We start from the raw sequence: 20,312 nt of genomic DNA on the forward strand, positions 1-20,312 counted from the left end.
AACCGCCCATCGGGACCCAAAGGGGAGCGCGGGGCGGCGGTCGTCCGCCGTCTTAAGGAAGCGCCCGCCGCATCGCCCGGTGCGGGATGCCCGCGTCGGGGAACTCCTCGCCGTACGCCTCGTAGCCGAGCCGTTCGTAGAAGCCCAGCGCGTGCGTCTGCGCGTGCAGGTCCACCGCGCTCAGGCCGCACTCCACCGCTGCGTCCTCCAGGGCGCGCACCAGAGCGGCGCCGACGCCGAGGCCGCGCGCCTCCCGGGTGACGGCGAGGCGGCCGAGCGAGCCGATGCCGGGGCCGCCGGTCCTGGCCCGCGCCCCGGGACCGTACAGGAGCCGCCCGGTGCCGAGCGGACCGCCCGGGCCGACGGCCAGGACGTGCAGCGCGATCGCGTCGTAGGCGTCGTACTCCACGTCCTCGGGGACGCGCTGCTCGACGACGAAGACCGCCCCGCGCACCGCGAAACAGGCCTCCACGTCGGCCGGGCCCTCGGCCCGGCGGACGGTGAAGGCCGTCACTCGCTCTCGGCCCGGATGGTGTCGAGGGCGTGCTGGAGATCGGCCGGGTAGACGCTCTCGAACTCGACCCACTGGCCGTCCGAGGGGTGCTCGAAGCCGAGCCTGACCGCGTGCAGCCACTGGCGGGTCAGCTTGAGGCGCTTGGCGATCGTGGGGTCCGCGCCGTAGGTGAGGTCGCCGACGCAGGGGTGGCGGTGGGCCGACATGTGCACGCGGATCTGATGGGTACGGCCCGTCTCCAGCTTGATGTCGAGCAGGGAGGCGGCGCGGAAGGCCTCGATCAGGTCGTAGTGCGTGACGGACGGCTTGCCCTCGGCGGTCACGGCCCACTTGTAGTCGTGGTTGGGGTGGCGCCCGATCGGGGCGTCGATGGTGCCGCTCATCGGGTCCGGGTGGCCCTGGACCAGGGCGTGGTAGCGCTTGTCGACGACACGCTCGCGGAACTGTGCCTTCAGCGAGGTGTAGGCCCGCTCGGACTTCGCGACGACCATCAGTCCCGAGGTGCCGACGTCCAGGCGGTGCACGATGCCCTGGCGCTCGGCGGCGCCGGAGGTGGAGATGCGGTAGCCGGCGGCGGCGAGACCGCCGATGACGGTGGTGCCGGTCCAGCCGGGGCTCGGGTGGGCCGCGACGCCGACCGGCTTCATGATCACGACGATGTCGTCGTCGTCGTGGACGATCTCCATGCCCTCGACGGGCTCGGCGACGATCTGCACCGGGGCGGCGGCCCCCGGCATCTCGACCTCCAGCCACGCCCCGCCGTGCACCCGCTCGGACTTGCCGACCACGGCGCCGTCGACCTGCACCTTCCCCGCCGCCGCGAGCTCGGCCGCCTTGGTACGGGAAAACCCGAACATGCGGGAGATGGCGGCGTCGACGCGCTCGCCTTCGAGGCCGTCGGGAACGGGCAGGGTGCGGATCTCGGGAATCGTACTCACCCGTCGAGTATGCCTTGCCGCGCCGACAGCGCCCGCCGCGCGTCCGGTGGGCGGGCGGTGAGCGGGCTGCTTGGGAGCGGTGCGGCGAGGCGGCGGGCGGGCTCCGGGGCGGCTCCGGGCGGGCTCAGTCCTTGTGGACGGTGCCGTCCGGGTCCAGGCCCCGGAAGGAGAGGATCACGATGAGGATGCCGCCGCAGACGATCGCCGAGTCCGCGAGGTTGAAGACCGCGAAGTCCTTGGGGGCGATGAAGTCGACGACCTCGCCCTTGAACACGCCGGGCGAGCGGAAGATCCGGTCGGTGAGGTTGCCGAGCGCACCGCCGAGCAGCAGACCGAGGGCGATCGCCCAGGGCAGGCTGTAGAGCTTGCGCGCGAGGCGCGAGATCACCACGACCACGCCCGCCGCGATGATCGTGAAGATCACCGTGAACGCCTCGCCGATCCCGAACGCGGCGCCCGCGTTCCTGATCGCGTTCAGTTGCAGCAGGTCGCCGACGATGCTGATCGGCTCGTGGTTTTCGAGCTTGGCCACCACGAGCGTCTTGCTGCCGAGGTCGAGGAGGTAGGCGACGACCGCCACCACGAACAGCACGGCGATCTTCCGCTTGCCCTTCGGCCGCTCGGAAGGGGCCTCCTGGCCGTCGGCCCCTTCGCCTTCCCCTTGCACATTCGGCGTACCGATGACGCGCTCCGCCTCTGCCACGTGAGTCCCTCAACCGCTAGGTGCCTGACTGAGCACGAGAGTACGGCACCCCTGTGCGGGATCAGCCCCGCCGTTCCTGCTTCTGCTTGTCCTCCACGCACAGGGTGGCGCGCGGGAACGCCTGCATGCGGGCCTTGCCGATCGGCTTGCCGCAGACCTCGCAGTACCCGTAGGTGCCGGCGTCGAGCCGTTCCAGGGCGTGCTCGGACTGCTCCAGGGTCTCGCGGGCGCGGGCGGCGAGCGCCATCTCGTGCTCGCGGGTGATGTTCTTGGTGCCGGTGTCGGCGTCGTCGTCGCCGGCCCCGTCGCCCGAGTCGCGCATCAGGCCCGCCAGCGCGGCCTGGGACGCCTCGATCTCGTCGCGCAGCCGCCGCACCTCGCCCGACAGCTCCTCGCGGGCCTCGGCGACCTCCTCCGGCGTCCAGGGGTCCTCCCCCGGCCGGACCGGAAGCTCGCCAGGGGCGGCCGTGACGACGGCGCGGGCCGCCGGTACGGCCGACGCCTCGGCGGTACCGGCCGCGGTACCGGCCGCACTCTTCTTCGCAACCACCTTGTTGGCTCCCGTCTCTTGCGCGGCCGAAGCCGCCCCCTCGGCCGCGGTCGCGGCCTTCTTCGCACCCGTCCCGGCCGACTTCGGCGCCGGCGCCGACTTGCCGGTCGCCTTGTCGGACGCGGCCCGCGCCGTCCCGGTTGCCTCGCCCGGCCCGGACTTCTTGGCCAAGCCGCCCTTCTTGCCGGCGGCCTCCTTGGCGGCGGTCTTCTTGGTGGCGGTCTTCTTGGTGGAGGTCTTCTTGGCGACCGTGCGCTTTCCCGCGCCGCGCTGGTCGTGCGCGTCGGCGTCGTGCGCGTCCGCGTCGTGCGGGCCGGCGTCGTGTGCCTGCGCGTCCTGCCCCTTCTCCTCGTGCCCCTTCTCCTCGTGCTCCTTCGCGCCGTGCCCCTTCGCGTGTGGCTCGGTCGCGACCCCCGTGTTCCTGGTGGCGGCCGTCTTCTTGGCGGGCGCCGCCGACTCGTGGGCGTCCGCCTCCGTGACGACCCCTGTGTTCCTGGCCCGGGCCGTCTTCTTGGCCGCGCCGCCCTTCTTCGCGGCGCCCTTCGCGGCTGTCGCCGTGTCCGCGCTCTTCTGCGCCGTCGTCTTCTTACCCGCGGCGCTCTTCTTGCCGACGGCGCTCTTCTTACCGTTGTCGTCCTGGTCCGCCTGGTCCGCCGAGCCCGTGGTGGCACCTGCGGCAGCACGTGTGGCACTGGCTTGCCCGGACGCCGTTGTGGTCTCTACGGCGGTCTTCTTCGCCACCATGGCCGCGGCCCCTTCACATATTGTGATCTTGCTCGCGAATCGTGCTGGGACGATAAATCGACTCCAGGCCCGCGGCAACGGGGCACGCCGCCGGTTCGCCCCGCCCCGGACCCGGCGGCGCGGCGAACCCTCATCGGTTGTGCCCAGCTCCCGGCCCCGTAATCCGCCGGACGGGCGGAGCGGGAGCTCGTGGACCGGCGTGTGGCCATTCGGGTCACGCGCCGCCCCCGCGCGGCCCCGCTCAAAACCTGTGAGCCTCCCCGCTCGCGGCCCCGTACACTGGGCCCAGCGAGAGGCGTGGACGGGACGAGTAGCGGCGTACGCAGCCAAGAGCGATCCGGGGACGGTGTGAGCCCGGAGGTGAGCGCGCGGTGAAGATCACCCCCGAGCCGCCGGAAGAACGACTCCGCGCACGCGGCATGCGGCGGGGCGTCCAGTAGAACCGGCTTCGCGACCCAATGAGGGGGCGGTGTTCCTGCACACCGCCAAGGAGGGTGGTACCGCGGGAGCGCCCCACGTGGGCCCGCTCTCGTCCCTTCGACGGAGCCGCACGACGATCCGCCGGAGGATGAACGGATGTCGCAGTACCGCCAGGTGCCCGCCCAGGTAGACCTGCCCGCCCTGGAGCACGCCGTGCTCGACTTCTGGGAGCAGTCCAAGGTCTTCGCCAAGAGCCTTCAGCAGTCCGAGGGCCGCCCCGAGTGGGTCTTCTACGAGGGCCCGCCCACCGCCAACGGCATGCCGGGCGCCCACCACATCGAGGCCCGCGTCTTCAAGGACGTCTTCCCGCGCTTTCGCACGATGCGGGGCTACCACGTGGCCCGCAAGGCCGGCTGGGACTGCCACGGCCTGCCCGTCGAGCTCGCGGTCGAAAAAGAGCTCGGCTTCACCGGCAAGAAGGACATCGAGGCGTACGGCATCGCCGAGTTCAACGCCAAGTGCCGCGAATCCGTGACCCGCCACACCGACGCCTTCGCCGACCTGACGACCCGCATGGGCTACTGGGTCGACCTGGACGACGCCTACCGCACCATGGACCCGCAGTACGTCGAGTCCGTGTGGTGGTCCCTGAAGGAGATCTTCAACAAGGGCCTGCTCGTCCAGGACCACCGTGTCGCCCCCTGGTGCCCGCGCTGCGGCACCGGCCTCTCCGACCACGAGCTGGCGCAGGGCTACGAGACGGTCGTGGACCCCTCGGTCTTCGTCCGCTTCCCGCTCACCGGCGGCCCGCTCGCGGGCCGGGCGGCCCTCCTGGTGTGGACGACGACGCCGTGGACGCTGGTGTCCAACACGGCGGTCGCGGCCCACCCCGAGGTCACCTACGTCGTGGCTACCAACGGCGAGGAGAAGCTGGTCGTCGCCGAGCCGCTGCTCGCCAAGGCCCTCGGCGAGGGCTGGGAGGTCACCGGCGAGCGCTTCACCGGCGCCGAGATGGAGCGCTGGACCTACCAGCGTCCCTTCGAGCTCGTCGAGTTCCCCGCAGAGGCGCACTACGTCGTGAACGCCGAGTACGTCACGACCGAGGACGGTACGGGTCTGGTCCACCAGTCCCCCGCCTTCGGCGCCGACGACCTCGCGGTCTGCAAGGCGTACGGACTCCCGGTCGTGAACCCGGTCCGCCCCGACGGCACCTTCGAGCAGGACGTGCCGCTGGTCGGCGGCGTCTTCTTCAAGAAGGCCGACGAGAAGCTGACGGAGGACCTGAACGAGCGCGGCCTGCTCTTCCGCCATGTGCCCTACGAGCACAGCTACCCGCACTGCTGGCGCTGCCACACCGCGCTGCTGTACTACGCGCAGCCGTCCTGGTACATCCGCACCACCGCCGTCAAGGACGCGATGCTGCGGGAGAACGAGAAGACCAACTGGTTCCCCGAGTCGGTCAAGGAGGGCCGCTTCGGGGACTGGCTGAAGAACAACATCGACTGGGCGCTCTCCCGCAACCGCTACTGGGGCACGCCGCTGCCCATCTGGCGCTGCGAGGACAACCACCTCACGTGCGTCGGCTCGCGCGCGGAGCTGACCGAGCTGACCGGCACCGACCAGTCCTCGCTCGACCCGCACCGCCCCTACATCGACGAGGTCACGTTCACCTGCACCGCCGAGGGCTGCGCGCTCGAAGCGGTACGGGTGCCCGAGGTCATCGACGCCTGGTACGACTCGGGTTCGATGCCGTTCGCGCAGTACGGCTACCCGCACCAGAACAAGGAGCTGTTCGAGTCCCGCTACCCGGCGCAGTTCATCTCCGAGGCCATCGACCAGACCCGTGGCTGGTTCTACACGCTGATGGCGGTCGGCACCCTGGTCTTCGACAAGTCCAGTTACGAGAACGTGGTGTGCCTGGGCCACATCCTCGCCGAGGACGGCCGCAAGATGTCCAAGCACCTGGGCAACACCCTGGACCCGATCCCGCTGATGGACCAGCACGGGGCGGACGCGGTGCGCTGGTTCATGGCGGCCGGCGGCTCCCCGTGGGCCGCGCGCCGGGTCGGCCACGGCACCATCCAGGAGGTGGTGCGCAAGACGCTCCTGACGTACTGGAACACGGTCGCCTTCCAGGCGCTGTACGCCCGTACGTCCTCCTGGGCGCCGAGCGCGGCGGACCCGGCCCCGGCCGACCGCACGGTCCTGGACCGCTGGCTGCTGAGTGAGCTCAACTCGCTGGTGGAGCAGGTCACTTCGGCCCTTGAGGCGTACGACACCCAGAAGGCGGGCAAGGCGCTCTCCTCCTTCGTCGACGACCTCTCCAACTGGTACGTACGCCGCTCGCGCCGCCGCTTCTGGCAGGGCGACAAGGCCGCGCTGCGCACCCTGCACGACGTGGTCGAGACCGTCACGCGTCTGATGGCGCCGCTGACGCCGTTCATCACCGAGCGGGTCTGGCAGGACATGGTGGTGCCGGTGACCCCCAGCGCGCCGGAGTCCATCCACCTCGCGACCTGGCCGGAGGCGGACACCTCGGCGATCGACCCGGAGCTCTCGCGGCAGATGGCGCTCGTGCGCCGTCTTGTGGAGCTGGGCCGCGCCACCCGCGCGGAGTCCGGTGTCAAGACGCGCCAGCCGTTGTCGCGGGCCCTGATCGCCGTGGCGGGCTTCGACGCCCTCTCCCCCGAGCTGCACGCGCAGATCACGGAGGAGCTGAACGTGTCGTCGCTGGCCTCCCTGTCCGAGGTGGGCGGCTCGCTCGTCGACACCACGGCCAAGGCCAACTTCCGGGCCCTTGGCAAGCGTTTCGGCAAGGGCGTGCAGGACGTGGCCAAGGCCGTCGCCGCGGCCGACGCGGCGGCGCTCTCCGCCTCGCTGCGGGACACGGGCACGGCGTCGGTCGAGGTGAACGGCGAGTCGGTGGCCCTCGCGCCCGACGAGGTCATCATCACCGAGACGCCGCGTGAGGGCTGGTCGGTGGCGTCCGACTCCGGCGCCACGGTCGCCCTCGACCTGGAGATCACCCCGGAGCTGCGGCTCGCGGGCCTGGCCCGGGACGCGATCCGGCTGATCCAGGAGGCGCGCAAGAACAGCGGGCTCGACGTGGCGGACCGGATCGCGGTGCGCTGGGAGTCCGCCGACCCGGAGGTCTCCTCGGCCCTGACGGCCCACGCCGACCTGATCGCCGACGAGGTCCTGGCGACGGACTACGCGGCCGGGGACGCCGACGACTCCTACGGCTCGCCCTTCACCGACGAGCCCCTGTCCCTGACGTTCCGCCTGCGCAAGGCGTAACGCCCCTTACGAGCGGCCCGCCCTTCCCCGACCGGGGGGGGTGGGCCGCTTTCGGCTACGCGGCCCCGGGCTCCCTGGGGATCCACCCCAGATCCGGGGAGTGGCCCCACCCCGCCCCTTCCCGCAACCCTCCGGGGTCATGAATGGGCCGAGGTCCAAACCCTGGGGCTCCGCCCCAGACCCCGTCCGCGCCTTGAGGGCGCTTGTCCTCAAACGCCGGACAGGCTGAAGATGTCCGCGCCGACCGGCACCGAGTAGCCCAGGGGCGCGGGGAACCGCGCGAGAAGCGAGCACGGTCCGCAGGCGACGCACATACCCCCGGAGGCCCTGCGGCTACCGCGCGGTGTCACAGCGGGAAGGGAAGGGGTGGGGAAGCGGGCCCGTCGCAGACGGCGACTTCCCGGTGGAACGGCGAAGGGCCGGTACCGGGAACAATCCCGGTACCGGCCCCGCAGCCTGCCGACGGCTACGCGCGACGCACGCGCGTAGAGCCCGTCAGTTGTCGTCCTCGTCGATCAGGAAGCCACGCATCGGCGAGGGAGCCTGCTGCATCGGCGAGGGCCCCTGCGGCCGCACCGGCGCCATCGGCTGGGTCATCGCCGGCGTCATCTGCTGCTGACCGCCGTAGGACGGCCCGCTCGGCATGGACTGCTGGCCGCCCATGGACGGCTGGCCACCCATCTGGTGCCCCATGGAACCGGCACCGGCCGACGCCATGGACCCGCTCATCTGCGGAGCCGGCGGCAGCGAGGCCGTCGCCGGGGTGCGCGGCGGCGCGAGCGAGTCGTCGGCCTGCGTCTCCAGCTGGCGCAGCTGAGACTCCAGGTAGGACTTCAGACGCGTACGGTACTCGCGCTCGAAGCCCCGCAGGTCCTCGACCTTGCGCTCGAGGGTGGCGCGGGCGGACTCGAGGGAGCCCATCGCGACACGGTGCTTTTCCTGCGCGTCCCGCTCCAGGGCGTCCGCCTTGGCACGGGCGTCGCGCTCCAGGCCCTCCGCGCGGGACCGGGCCTCGCCGACGATCTTGTTGGCCTCGGAACGGGCCTCCGCGATCGCCTGGTCGGCGGTCTGCTGCGCGAGCGAGAGCACACGGGCGGCGCTGTCGCCACCGGGAGCCTGCGCCTGCTGGCCCATCTGGGGACCGTGGCCCATGGGGCCGCCCATCGGCTGGCCCATGGGGCCCTGGCCGAGCTGGTTCTGACCCATGGGGCCCTGACCCAGCTGGTTCTGGCCCATCTGGTTCTGGCCCATCTGGTTCTGGCCCATCGGACCCTGGCCCATGGGGCCCTGACCCATCGGACCCTGACCCATGGGGCCCTGGCCGTGCTGGCCGTGCTGGCCCTGCGGGCCGTGGCCACCGGGACCCGCAGGCAGCTGCGGCGCGCCGCTGGGCAGCTGGGGCGGACCCATCTGCGGCTGCTGCTGCTGCACCTGCGGCGGACCGGATATGGCGGCGGGAACGGGGGCACCCTGGCCTCGGCCGTCCTGCTGCTGCTCCGGCTTGCGCATGCCCTGCTGCTGCTGGTTCTGCGCGGCGGCGCGGGTGGCGGCGGCCAGCTTGGCGCGCAGATCCTCGTTCTCACGGAGCAGTCGGGTCAGCTCGGACTCGACTTCGTCGAGGAAGGCGTCAACCTCGTCCTCGTCATAGCCTTCTCGGAGGCGGACCGTCGTGAACTGCTTGTTCCGCACGTCCTCGGGGGTCAGCGGCATCTCTTCTTCACCTCTACGTAGTCGTCGGCAGTCGGCAGGACCGAATCGTTCACAACCTGACCTTCACGATGTTGATCAGGAGGAAGACGATGATCATCAGAACGAAGAAGGACAGGTCGAGTGCCACGCCCCCGAGACGCAACGGCGGAATGAACCGCCGCAGAAGCTTGAGCGGTGGATCGGTGACAGTGTAGGTGGCCTCAAGAACGACCACCATCGCCTTACCGGGTTGCCATGAACGGGCGAACTGGAAGACGTAGTCCATGACGAGCCGGAAGATCAGCACGGCGGAGAAGCACATCAGCGCGATGTAGATCACCTGTAGTGCGACGCCCATCTCGCGCTTCCCTCTCCCCTTGCCTCAAAGCCCCGGCCTGGTGTCGGCCGGTTCGTTCCCGGTGTCGTGTTCTCAGCTCTGGTTGAAGAATCCGCCCTCTGCGATGCGGGCCTTGTCCTCCGCCGTGACATCGACGTTAGCAGGAGACAGCAGGAACACCTTCTGCGTCACGCGTTCAATGCTGCCGTGCAGGCCGAAGACGAGACCGGCGGCAAAGTCGACAAGTCGCTTCGCGTCGGTGTCGTCCATCTCGGTGAGATTCATGATCACCGGGGTGCCCTCGCGGAAGTGTTCCCCGATGGTACGGGCCTCGTTGTAGGTCCGCGGGTGCAGCGTGGTGATGCGGTACGGCTCCCGCTCGGACACGACCTTGGGCATGATCACCGGTGCGTTCTTCTCCAGGCTCGGGCGTTCAGGTGTGATGGACGCCACGGGTGCGATTCGCGCCGGTCGTCCGCTTTCTACCGATAGTTGAACCGGCTCTCTCGGCGCTGGAGGCTGAGTCGCACGTACCGGTTCGTCCCGTTCGTCCTGGAGCGGAACCTGGTGCGGGGGCTGATGCCGCCGACGGTCGCGCTCCGGTTCGGGCTCGGGTTCGAAATCGTCGTCGGGGTCGAACCCCCGGCCGTCGTACCCATCGTCCTCCACGAGGCCGAGGTAGACCGCCATCTTGCGCATCGCGCCGGCCATGCTCAGATTCCTCCGCTCTGTGGTGGATCGCTCCTGTCGCCGAGTGGCAGCGTCATCAAGGGCCCACGATCCACGCGGTCTGCCCACCGAAGAGTGGGAATGACCATATTTTCTGCTGTGGTCCGACTTGCTTGGCGACGTTACCCGAGCCGGGGTCGGTCTCCGAGTACCGCCGTTCCGACGCGTACATGTGTCGCTCCGGCCGCGACGGCCTCTTCGAGGTCCGCACTCATCCCTGCTGACACCATGTTCGCAGCCGGATGGTCCGCGCGCAGGCGGGATGAGAATTCCATCAGCCGCTCGAAAGCGGCCCGTTGCCGACCGGCGTACGCTCCGGCCAGCGGCGCCACCGTCATCAGACCGTCGAGCCTGAGCCCGGGCGCCCCCGCGACAAGGTCCGCCAACTCCGCGACGGCGTCCGGGGCGACGCCCCCGCGCGCACCGCGCTCACCGGACTCCGCGTCGAGGGCCACCTGGATGAGGCAGCCGAGCTCACGTCCGGCCCGGACGGCCGCGGTGGAGAGCGAACCGACCAGCTTGCCCCGGTCGACCGACTGCACCATATCGGCATAACTGGCCACAGAACGAACCTTGTTGGTCTGCAACTGACCCACGAAGTGCCAGGTCAGATCCAGATCGGCACAGGCCTCGGCCTTCGGGGCGGCGTCCTGGTCGCGGTTCTCGGCGACCTCGCGCACTCCGAGTTCGTGCAGCAGGCGCACATCGCTCGCCGGGTAGGTCTTGGTGACCACGATGAGGGTCACCTCCGCGCGCTCGCGCCCGGCCGAGGCGCACGCGGAGGCGATACGTTCCTCCACCTGAGCCAGGTTCCGGGCGAGTTCGCTCTTGCGATCCGTCATGAGTCGTCAGTCCAGCCAGACATATCCGGCGAGCCGGCCGGTGGCACGGTCGCGGCGGTAGGAGAAGTGGTCGGGCGATTCGAGGGTGCAGACGGAAGAGGCCTGCCGGTCGGTGACGCCGAGGGCGGCGAGCTGCGCGTGCACCGCGGCGGTGACGTCCACGGCCGGCGTGCCCCAACTGGTCTGGGACCAGGCGGCCGGCTCGACGGCGGCGACCTCGGCCCGCATCGGCTCGGGCACTTCGTAACAGCGTCCGCAGACGGCGGGCCCGGTGCGGGCCACGATCCTGGCCGGGTCGGCGCCGAGCGAGACCATCGCCTCGACCGCGGCGGGCACCACGCCCGCCACCATTCCGGGCCGCCCCGCGTGGGCGGCGCCCGCGACCCCGGCCACCGGGTCCGCGAGCAGGACCGGCACGCAGTCCGCGGTCAGCACCGCGAGCGGGGTCGCGCGACGGCCCGTCACCACCGCGTCGACGGCGGCCGGATCGCCGGGACCGAAGGGGCCGTCGACCACCGCGACCTCGCGCCCGTGGACCTGGTTCATCCAGACCACCCGGCCCGGGTCGAGCCCGAGCTTCCTGGCGGCGAGCCCACGGTTGGTCCGCACCGCCGCGGGGTCGTCGCCGACGGCGCCGCCGAGGTTGAGCTCTTCGTACGGAACGGCGCTCACCCCGCCCCACCGGTCGGTGAAGGCGAAGTGCGCGCCGCTCACAGTGCCCTGCTCTCGTATCACTTCAAGGGATCGCTTCGAAAGGCCGCTTCGCTCACGCGAGCGCGCTCACTTGAGGAAGTCCGGCACATCCAGTTCCTCGGCCTGGCTGTCCGGGTAGGGACGGGCCGTCGGGATGGCGGAGGGCGCCGGGGCCTCGTTGACCGGGGCGGGCTCGACCGGGGCGACCGGGGCCGGGGGCTCCTCGCGGGTGGGCACCGCGCCGAGGCCGCCGAGCGGGCGGGACACCTCGGACGGCCGCGCGGGCGCGGGCTCGTCGCGCTTGGTGGAGGCGGCGCCGAGGACGGTGTCCCTGCGGGCCGGGGGCTGTCCGCCGTCGAAGCCGGCCGCGATGACGGTGACCCGTACCTCGTCGCCGAGCGCGTCGTCGATGACCGCGCCGAAGATGATGTTGGCCTCGGGGTGGGCGGCCTCGCTGACCAGCTGGGCGGCCTCGTTGATCTCGAACAGGCCGAGGTCGGAGCCGCCGGAGATGGAGAGCAGCACACCGCGGGCGCCGTCGATGGAGGCTTCGAGGAGCGGCGAGGAGATCGCCATCTCGGCGGCGGCCACCGCGCGGTCGTCGCCACGGGCCGAGCCGATGCCCATGAGGGCCGAACCGGCTTCCGACATCACGGACTTGACGTCGGCGAAGTCGAGGTTGATGAGGCCCGGCGTGGTGATCAGGTCCGTGATGCCCTGGACACCGCTGAGCAGCACCTGGTCGGCGGACTTGAACGCGTCGAGCACGCTGACCTGGCGGTCCGAGATGGACAGCAGCCGGTCGTTGGGGATGACGATGAGGGTGTCGACCTCTTCGCGGAGCTCGGCGATGCCGTCCTCCGCCTGGTTCGCCCGGCGCCGGCCCTCGAAGGTGAACGGGCGGGTGACCACACCGATCGTCAGGGCGCCCAGCGAGCGGGCGATGTTGGCGACGACGGGCGCGCCGCCGGTGCCGGTGCCGCCGCCCTCGCCGGCGGTGACGAAGACCATGTCGGCCCCCTTGAGGACCTCCTCGATCTCCTCACGGTGGTCCTCTGCCGCCTTGCGTCCGACGGCCGGGTTGGCTCCGGCCCCGAGGCCGCGGGTGAGTTCACGGCCGACGTCGAGCTTGACGTCGGCGTCGCTCATCAACAGTGCTTGCGCGTCCGTGTTGATCGCGATGAACTCGACGCCCTTGAGACCGACCTCGATCATTCGGTTGATGGCATTGACACCACCGCCGCCGACACCGATGACCTTGATGACTGCGAGGTAGTTCTGCGGTGCTGCCACGTCGAAGGCCTCTCGCCTCGAGTTACGGGTCGTCACTTCGCGGGTGGCGCGAGGCGACGACGAATGCCGATTGGGGCGGTCCGTATCGCCGACCCGAACCCTAACGCTGAAGTTTAGGGTTACCAGTGTGTCTGTTCGCTGGACTCTTCCGAACAGGACACTAAGTCGACAAGTGGCGCACGTTCAACGAACACGCCGAACCTCCCGTTTTTCTTTTCACCCTATGTGATCACCCGTGTCGCTGACCAACCAGGGTGCTGGCCAGCGCATATGTCCGTCAACTACCTGATACCGCCGGGGCGGTGGGGGCGCTCACATCGAAGTGGACCGACTTGGGGCGGGCTTTCATCAACGCACTGAGGGTACGTCCCTTCAGCTCGCCCTCCTCCTCACTTCCCCACAGAACGCTCCGGCCGCCGGCCAGCTCAAGGGTGACGGAATCGTAGGAGGAAACGCGCACCGAGCGGGTCTCCTTGGCGACGGCTGGCGGGAGTTCACCCGTGACGCGCACGGCTTCCAGGACGAGCCGGTCGGCGCCGAAGCGGCGCACGCTCGGGGACTGGGAGGCCGTCAGTTCGAGCTGGGCGATGCCTGCCGGGGGCTGCGCGACCGTGGCGAAACGCACACCTTTCGCGTCCACTTCGTCGAACTTCGCCCCCTTCTTCATGACCAGGACCGGGCGCCGTTCGCTCACATGGAGAGCGATTGTGTGCGGCCATGACCGAGTGACCTCGACGGTGTCGACGCGGGGCAGCTTCTGCCGCAATCGCGTCTCAATCGCGCCCGTGTCGACGGAAATCAGCGGCGAGCCGACCGGTACGGCGGCGACCGTTTCGACCTCACTGGGCGTCAGAACCCGGGTACCGGTGGTCTTCACCTGCTCCACGCGCAGCCAGCTCGATCCGTACAGGACCCAGACCAGTCCCGCTCCGGACAGGAGGAGAACGACGGTGAGCACGAGCAGTCCGCGCCGGCGGGGCAGCCGGAGCCGGCCGCCGCGCCGGGGACGGGGGCCGGGCCGATTGGACTTCGCCGACTTCGCCTTCGCGCTCGGTCCGCCACCGCGCTGAGCGGTCGCCCCTCCGGCCACGGTCCCTGCCTTCCGTCAGTTGGTCAACGTCCCGCGATGGCCTCGTACACCATCTGCACGAGGAGCTGGTCCGCGTCGCGCCGCCCGAACTCGGCGGCGGAGCGCGACATCTCGTACAGCCGGTGCGGGTCGGCGAGCACCGGCAGGACGTTTCCCTGCACCCACTCGGGCGTGAGTTCGGCGTCGTCGACCAGGAGGCCGCCGCCGGCCTTGACCACCGGCTGGGCGTTCAGCCGCTGTTCGCCGTTGCCGATGGGCAACGGTACGTAGGCGGCGGGCAGCCCGACGGCGGAGAGTTCGGCGACGGTCATCGCGCCCGCGCGGCAGAGCATCATGTCGGCCGCGGCGTACGCGAGGTCCATCCGGTCCACGTACGGTACCGGGACGTAGGGCGGCATCCCGGGCATGTGCTCGACACGCGGCAGTTCGTTCTTCGGGCCGACCGCGTGCAGGATCTGGATGCCGGAGCGCTGGAGCACCGGGGCGATCTGCTGGATGACCTCGTTCAGGCGCCGGGCGCCCTGGGAGCCGCCGGAAACGAGCAGCGTCGGCAGGCCGGGGTCGAGGCCGAACGCGGCGCGCGCCTCGGGGCGGACCCGGGCACGGTCGAGGGTGGCGATCGAGTAGCGCAGCGGGATGCCGATGTAGCGGGAGTTGCGCAGCTTGCTGTCCGGGGTCGCGACGGCGACCCCTGCCGCGTACCGCGAGCCGATCTTGTTGGCCAGGCCCGGCCGCGCGTTGGCCTCGTGGACCACGATCGGCACCCCGAGCCGCTTGGCCGCCAGGTAGCCGGGCAGCGCCACATAGCCGCCGAAGCCGACCACGCAGTCGGCCTTGGTGCGCTCCAGGATCTGCTCGGCGGCCTTGATGGTGCCGCGCAGCCGCCCGGGGACGGTGATCAGTTCGGGGGTGGGCCTGCGGGGCAGCGGGACGGCCGGGATGAGCGCGAGCTCATAGCCGCGTTCGGGCACGAGCCGGGTCTCCAGACCCTTCTCCGTGCCCAGTGCCGTGATCCCCACGGTGGGGTCCTGCCTGCGCAGGGCATCCGCGAGGGCGAGCGCGGGCTCGATGTGGCCGGCGGTCCCCCCACCGGCGAGTACGACATGCACCGAAATTCACCGCTCTCCGGACGGACGCTTCTTGACGCGCCGTCTCATCGACTTCCAACTCACCCGAGGCTGCCGCATGGCAAGCGCCGCCCGCGCCGCGGGGTCGTCCCGCGCGAACGCGATCAGCAGCCCCACGGCGAACATGGTCGGCAGCAGCGCGGACCCTCCGTAGGAGAACAGCGGGAGCGGGACACCGGCGATCGGCAGCAGGCCGAGCACCGCACCGATGTTGATCACGGCTTGGGCCACGATCCAGGTGGTCACACCTCCCGCGGCGTACCTCACGAAGGGGTCCTCCGTGCGTCCGGCCACGCGGATACCCGCATAGCCTAGAGCCGCGAAGAGGGCGACGACCGACAGCGTCCCCGCCAGACCCAGTTCCTCGCCGGTGACGGCGAAGATGAAGTCGGTGTGGGGCTCGGGGAGTTGGCCCCATTTCTCCACACTTGCCCCGAGGCCCGATCCGAACCATCCGCCCGAGGCGAGCGCGTAGATTCCGTGCACGGCCTGCCAGCACTGGTCCTGCGGGCCCGGGTCGGTGGCGCCGATGCAGTTCAGCCGGCCCATCCGGTGCGGGCTGATCTTGATGAACAGGGCGGCGAGCGTGCCCGCGACGGCCAGCACGCCCGCGAAGAGGCGGGTGGGGGCGCCGGCCAGCCACAGCAGCCCGAACAGGATCGCGGTCAGGATGATCGTGGTGCCCATGTCACCGCCGAGCATGATCAGTCCGAGCAGCAGGAAGGTGACCGGGACCAGCGGCACCAGCATGTGCTTCCACTCGGTGAGCAGCCGCTTGTCCTGCTTTCGCGAGAGCAGGTCGGCGCCCCACAGGAGCAGCGCGAGCTTGGCGAACTCGCTGGGCTGGAGCTGGAAGGGGCCGCCCAGATAGATCCAGTTCTGGTTGCCGTTGACCGATTTCCCTATCCCGGGCACCTGCACCAGGATCAGCAGGAAGACCGTGCCGGCCAGTATCGGGTAGGCCAGCGCCCGGTGGAGCTTGGCGGGCATCCGGGCCGCGGCGATCATCAGGGCGCCGCCGATGAGAGCGGCGAGGAACTGCTTGCGGAAGAAGTACGAGCCCGGCAGCGACAGTTCGAGCGCCTTGATCATGGACGCGGAGTAGACCATGACGAGGCCGAGCACGGTGATGAGCAGGGCGCTGCCGAGGATCAGGTAGTACGCCGTCAGGGGCCGGTCCCAGGCCCTTCTGGCCTGCTCCACGAGGCGCCTTGGGCCTCGGGGGCCCGGGCGCCGGGGAGCGCCGGCGCCCTTGCGGGCGGCCGGCCTGCGCACGGGGTTCGCGGTGCGGCTGCGCAGGAGGAGCCCGGCGCGGGCGGGCAGCCCGCGCGCGCCCGCGCCCTCCTCGAAGAAGCCGCCAAGAACATCGGCCGCCATGTGTGCTGTCCCCTCCGGTCGTGCCCGGCGCCGGCCGGTCCGTGGAACGGGTGGTCCGGCTAGGCGCGCCCTGCGGTGAGCTCGGCGACCGCTTCCGCGAAGGCTTCGCCGCGCTTGTTGTAGTTCGCGAACATGTCCATCGAGGCGCAGGCCGGAGCCAACAGGACGGTGTCCCCGGGCCGGGCGAGCGCCGCCGCCTCGCGCACCGCCGCCGACATCGCCCCAGTGTCGGTCCGGCCGAGGTCGACCACCGGGACCTCGGGCGCGTGTCGCGCCAGGGCTTCGGCGATCAGGTGGCGCTCGGCGCCGATCAGGACGACACCGCGCAGCCGCTTGGCCGAGCGCTGGACCAGCTCGTCGAAGGAGGCGCCCTTGGCGAGTCCCCCGGCGATCCAGACGATCGGGTCGTAGGAGGCCAAGGAGGCCTCGGCGGCGTGGGTGTTGGTGGCCTTGGAGTCGTCGATGTAGGCGACCTCGGCGACGTCGGCGACATGCTCGATGCGGTGCGCGTCGGGACGGAAGGCGCGCAGGCCGTCGCGTACCGCCTTGGGTTCGACGCCGAAGGCGCGCGCGAGGGCCGCCGCCGCCAGCGCGTTGGCGATGTTGTGCGGGGCCGGCGGGTTGACGTCGGCGACCTCGGCGAGCTCCTGGGCGTTCTTCTGCCGGTTGTGCACGAAGGCCCGGTCGACCAGGATGCCGTCGACCACGCCGAGCTGGGAGGGGCCGGGCGTGGCGAGGGTGAAGCCGATCGCGCGGCAGCCCTCCTCCACGTCGGCCTCGCGCACCAGGTGTTCGGTGGCCTTGTCTTCGGCGTTGTAGACGCAGGCCACCGTGTTGCCCTCGTAGATACGGCCCTTGTCGGCGGCGTAGGCCTCCATGGAGCCGTGCCAGTCGAGGTGGTCGGGCGCCAGGTTGAGCACGGCGGCGGAGTGGGCGCGCAGCGAGGGCGCCCAGTGCAGCTGGTAGCTGGAGAGCTCCACGGCCAGCACGTCGTACTCCTGCTCGCCGAGGACCACGTCCAGCAGTGAGACGCCGATGTTGCCGACGGCGGCGGTGCGCAGACCGGCCGCCTCCAGGATCGAGGCCAGCATCCGGGTGGTGGTGGTCTTGCCGTTGGTGCCCGTGACCGCGAGCCAGGGCGCGGGTGTGCGGCCGTCCAGATCGCGCAGGCGCCAGGCGAGCTCCACGTCTCCCCACACCGGCACGCCCGCCTCGGCGGCCGCGGCGAACAGCGGCTTGTCGGGCCGCCAGCCGGGCGTGGTGACGACGAGTTCGGTGCCCTCCGGCAGGGTGTCCCCGTCGCCGAGGCGCACGGTGATGCCCTGCGCCTCCAACTCCGCGGCCTGGTCGCGCGAGCGCTGGTCGGCGCCCTCGTTGACGGCGGTGACGATCGCGCCGAGTCCGCTGAGGACCCGGGCCACCGGCATCCCGGAGACGCCGAGACCGGCGACCGTCACACGCTTGCCCTGCCAGGTGGTGCTCACTTGTCGGCTGCCCATCCCGCGTAGAAGAGTCCGAGTCCCACGATCACGCACATGCCCTGGATGATCCAGAACCGCACCACGACAAGGACTTCGGACCACCCCTTGAGTTCGAAGTGGTGCTGGAGCGGCGCCATGCGGAACACGCGCTTGCCGGTCATCTTGAACGAGCCGACCTGGATGACCACGGACATCGTGATCAGCACGAACAGACCGCCGAGCAGCGCGATCAGGAACTCCGTGCGGGAGCAGATCGCCAGGCCCGCGAGCGCCCCGCCGAGGGCGAGCGAGCCGGTGTCGCCCATGAAGATCTTGGCGGGCGAGGTGTTCCACCACAGGAAGCCGAAGCAGGAGCCCATCAGGGCGGAGGCGACGACCGCGAGGTCGAGCGGATCGCGCACTTCGAAGCAGGCGTTGGGGTTGGTCAGGGTCAGCGCGTTGGCGCAGGACTCCTGGAACTGCCACAGGCCGATGAAGGTGTACGCGCCGAAGACCATCACGGAGGCGCCGGTGGCCAGGCCGTCCAGACCGTCCGTCAGGTTCACGCCGTTCGACATGGCCAGGATCATGAACAGCGCCCAGACCACGAAGATGACCGGGCCCACCGACCAGCCGAAGTCGTTGATGAACGACAGCTTGGTGGAGGCGGGGGTGTTGCCGCGGTGGTCGGCGAACTGGAGGGCGAGCACCGCGAAGGCGATGCCGACGATCAGCTGGCCGGCCATCTTCGCCTTGGCCCGCAGGCCGAGCGAACGCTGCTTGACGATCTTGATGTAGTCGTCGAGGAAGCCGACCATGCCCATGCCGGCGGTCAGGAAGAGCACCAGCACGCCCGAGAACGACGGCGGCTCACCGGTGATCACCTTGGTCAGCGCGTACGCGATCAGCGTGGCCAGGATGAAGGCGATGCCACCCATGGTGGGTGTGCCCTTCTTCCCGGCGTGGCCGCGCGGGCCGTCGTCACGGATGAACTGGCCGTAGCCCTTGCGGGCGAGCAGCTTGATGAGCAGCGGGGTGCCGACCAGGGTCAGGAAGAGACCGATGGCTCCGGCGAAGAGGATCTGCCTCATCGGGCGGCGACCTCACCCTCGGCGGCGCCATCGAGCAGCGCGAGGGCCACCCGTTCCAGGCCGACCGACCTGGACGCCTTCACCAGCACGACGTCTCCCGGCCGCAGTTCACTGCGCAACAGGTCGACGGCCGCCTGCGCGTCGGACACGTGCACCGACTCCTCACCCCACGAACCCTCGTTGTATGCGCCCAGTCGCAGCCACGACGCCTCCCGGCCCCCGACCGCCACGAGCTTGCTGACGTTGAGCCGGACGGCGAGCCGTCCGACCGCGTCGTGCTCGGCGAGCGACTCGTCACCCAGCTCGGCCATCGGACCGAGCACCGCCCACGTCCTTCCCCCCTCGGCCCGTGCGGCCTGGCCCATCGCCACGAGCGCGCGCAGGGCGGCTCGCATGGACTCGGGGTTCGCGTTGTAGGCGTCGTTGACGATCGTCACACCGTCCGGACGCTCGGTGACCTCCATACGCCAGCGGGAGAGGGTGCCCGCCTCGGAGAGCGCGCGGGCGATCTCGTCTGCGGACATGCCCAGCTCATGGGCGACGGCGGCCGCGGCGAGCGCGTTCGACACGTGGTGCTCACCGTACAGGCGCAACGTCACATCACCGCACCCGGAGGGTGCCTGAAGCCTGAAGGAAGGCTGTCCGGTGGCTGTGAGCCGGACATTCTCGGCCCGTACGTCGGCGTCCGCGGCCTCGCCGAAGAGCAGCACCCGCGCCTTGGTGCGGGACGCCATGGCCCGTACCAGCGGGTCGTCCGCGTTCAGGACGGCGCAGCCCGACGCGGGCAGCGACTCCACCAACTCGCCCTTGGCCAGGGCGATCTGCTCCTTGCCGCCGAACTCGCCGATGTGGGCGCTCCCGACGTTCAGGACCAGGCCGATGCTCGGCGGCGTCAGACTCGTGAGGTAGCGGATGTGGCCGACACCGCGCGCGCCCATCTCCAGGACCAGGTGCCTGGTTTCGGCCGTGGCGGTGAGCGCGGTCAGGGGCAGACCGATCTCGTTGTTGAGGGAGCCCGGCGTGAACACCGTCGGCGCGTGGCGCTGGAGCACCTGCGCGATCAGGTCCTTGGTGGACGTCTTGCCCGACGAGCCGGTGAGCGCGACGACTTCGGTGCCCAGGCGCTCCACGACGGCGCGGGCGAGCGCGCCGAGCGCGGCCTGCACGTCGTCGACGACGATCGCGGGCACGCCGACGGGACGGGCGGCGAGGACCGCGACCGCGCCCGCGTCGGTGGCGCGCCGCGCGTAGTCGTGGCCGTCGACGTTGTCACCCGCGAAGGCCACGAAGAGCGAACCGGCCGCCACCTGGCGGGAGTCGATGACGACGGGGCCGGTGACCGTGAGGGACGGATCCGGTATGTCGTGGGGCTGCCCGCCGACGATTGCGGCGATCTCGGCGAGGGAGAGGGCGATCAC

The 20,312-nt window shown here is 70.7% G+C and carries 17 protein-coding genes; 1 reads left to right on the forward strand and 16 read right to left on the reverse strand.

Features of this window, described 5'->3' with window-relative positions:
- Positions 1 to 52: 52 nt before the first annotated feature.
- From ABR738_RS11130 to ABR738_RS11145, 4 genes are all read right to left on the reverse strand, one after another.
- Entirely contained in the window at positions 53 to 514 is a 462-nt protein-coding gene (locus ABR738_RS11130; protein ID WP_350229803.1) for a GNAT family N-acetyltransferase, read from the reverse strand.
- Positions 511 to 1,452: an RluA family pseudouridine synthase gene (locus ABR738_RS11135; RefSeq protein WP_350229804.1), complete on the reverse strand. Its 942-nt coding sequence runs from the start codon at positions 1,450 to 1,452 to the stop codon at positions 511 to 513. The genes ABR738_RS11130 and ABR738_RS11135 overlap by 4 nt, the downstream gene beginning before the upstream one ends.
- A 124-nt stretch (positions 1,453 to 1,576) precedes the next feature.
- Positions 1,577 to 2,155 (reverse strand): signal peptidase II, encoded by a 579-nt coding sequence (gene lspA, locus ABR738_RS11140; protein WP_350229805.1) that lies wholly within the window; start codon positions 2,153 to 2,155, stop codon positions 1,577 to 1,579.
- Between the two features lie 61 nt (positions 2,156 to 2,216).
- The gene (locus ABR738_RS11145) at positions 2,217 to 3,449 is read right to left on the reverse strand and encodes a TraR/DksA family transcriptional regulator (protein ID WP_350229806.1); all 1,233 of its coding nucleotides are present in this window, start codon (positions 3,447 to 3,449) and stop codon (positions 2,217 to 2,219) included.
- Between the two features lie 576 nt (positions 3,450 to 4,025).
- Between ABR738_RS11145 and ileS the strand changes: the two genes are divergently transcribed.
- Positions 4,026 to 7,166, forward strand: a complete 3,141-nt coding sequence (gene ileS, locus ABR738_RS11150; RefSeq protein ID WP_350229807.1) for an isoleucine--tRNA ligase — start codon at positions 4,026 to 4,028, stop codon at positions 7,164 to 7,166.
- 495 nt (positions 7,167 to 7,661) lie between these two features.
- Here ileS and ABR738_RS11155 read toward each other — a convergent pair whose 3' ends face one another.
- From ABR738_RS11155 to ABR738_RS11210, 12 genes are all read right to left on the reverse strand, one after another.
- Positions 7,662 to 8,876: a DivIVA domain-containing protein gene (locus ABR738_RS11155; protein ID WP_350229808.1), complete on the reverse strand. Its 1,215-nt coding sequence runs from the start codon at positions 8,874 to 8,876 to the stop codon at positions 7,662 to 7,664.
- Between the two features lie 49 nt (positions 8,877 to 8,925).
- A complete protein-coding gene (locus ABR738_RS11160; protein WP_350229809.1) occupies positions 8,926 to 9,213 on the reverse strand; it encodes a YggT family protein in 288 nt (95 codons plus the stop codon).
- A 72-nt stretch (positions 9,214 to 9,285) separates the two neighbouring features.
- Positions 9,286 to 9,903 carry a cell division protein SepF gene (locus ABR738_RS11165; protein WP_350229810.1) on the reverse strand — a complete coding sequence of 206 codons (618 nt, stop codon included), beginning with the start codon at positions 9,901 to 9,903 and terminating at the stop codon, positions 9,286 to 9,288.
- A 140-nt stretch (positions 9,904 to 10,043) separates the two neighbouring features.
- Positions 10,044 to 10,763, reverse strand: a complete 720-nt coding sequence (locus ABR738_RS11170; protein WP_350229811.1) for a YggS family pyridoxal phosphate-dependent enzyme — start codon at positions 10,761 to 10,763, stop codon at positions 10,044 to 10,046.
- A 6-nt stretch (positions 10,764 to 10,769) separates the two neighbouring features.
- Complete coding sequence (pgeF, locus tag ABR738_RS11175; RefSeq protein WP_502964066.1) at positions 10,770 to 11,477, reverse strand: peptidoglycan editing factor PgeF; 708 nt, start codon at positions 11,475 to 11,477, stop codon at positions 10,770 to 10,772.
- 66 nt (positions 11,478 to 11,543) lie between these two features.
- Entirely contained in the window at positions 11,544 to 12,749 is a 1,206-nt protein-coding gene (gene ftsZ / locus ABR738_RS11180) for a cell division protein FtsZ (RefSeq protein WP_350229813.1), read from the reverse strand.
- Positions 12,750 to 13,026: 277 nt separating this feature from the next.
- Entirely contained in the window at positions 13,027 to 13,839 is an 813-nt protein-coding gene (locus tag ABR738_RS11185; RefSeq protein WP_350229814.1) for a cell division protein FtsQ/DivIB, read from the reverse strand.
- A gap of 23 nt (positions 13,840 to 13,862) precedes the next feature.
- Positions 13,863 to 14,948, reverse strand: a complete 1,086-nt coding sequence (gene murG / locus ABR738_RS11190) for an undecaprenyldiphospho-muramoylpentapeptide beta-N-acetylglucosaminyltransferase (protein WP_350229815.1) — start codon at positions 14,946 to 14,948, stop codon at positions 13,863 to 13,865.
- A gap of 6 nt (positions 14,949 to 14,954) precedes the next feature.
- Positions 14,955 to 16,343 (reverse strand): putative lipid II flippase FtsW, encoded by a 1,389-nt coding sequence (ftsW, locus tag ABR738_RS11195; protein ID WP_350229816.1) that lies wholly within the window; start codon positions 16,341 to 16,343, stop codon positions 14,955 to 14,957.
- A 59-nt stretch (positions 16,344 to 16,402) separates the two neighbouring features.
- Positions 16,403 to 17,842 (reverse strand): UDP-N-acetylmuramoyl-L-alanine--D-glutamate ligase, encoded by a 1,440-nt coding sequence (gene murD, locus ABR738_RS11200; RefSeq protein ID WP_350229817.1) that lies wholly within the window; start codon positions 17,840 to 17,842, stop codon positions 16,403 to 16,405.
- Positions 17,824 to 18,894: a phospho-N-acetylmuramoyl-pentapeptide-transferase gene (gene mraY / locus ABR738_RS11205; RefSeq protein WP_350229818.1), complete on the reverse strand. Its 1,071-nt coding sequence runs from the start codon at positions 18,892 to 18,894 to the stop codon at positions 17,824 to 17,826. The genes murD and mraY overlap by 19 nt, the downstream gene beginning before the upstream one ends.
- Positions 18,891 to 20,312, reverse strand: a complete 1,422-nt coding sequence (locus ABR738_RS11210) for a UDP-N-acetylmuramoyl-tripeptide--D-alanyl-D-alanine ligase (RefSeq protein WP_350229819.1) — start codon at positions 20,310 to 20,312, stop codon at positions 18,891 to 18,893. The genes mraY and ABR738_RS11210 overlap by 4 nt, the downstream gene beginning before the upstream one ends.

This window comes from Streptomyces sp. Edi4, from assembly GCF_040253615.1.
In the GTDB taxonomy this organism is placed as follows: Bacteria; Actinomycetota; Actinomycetes; order Streptomycetales; family Streptomycetaceae; genus Streptomyces.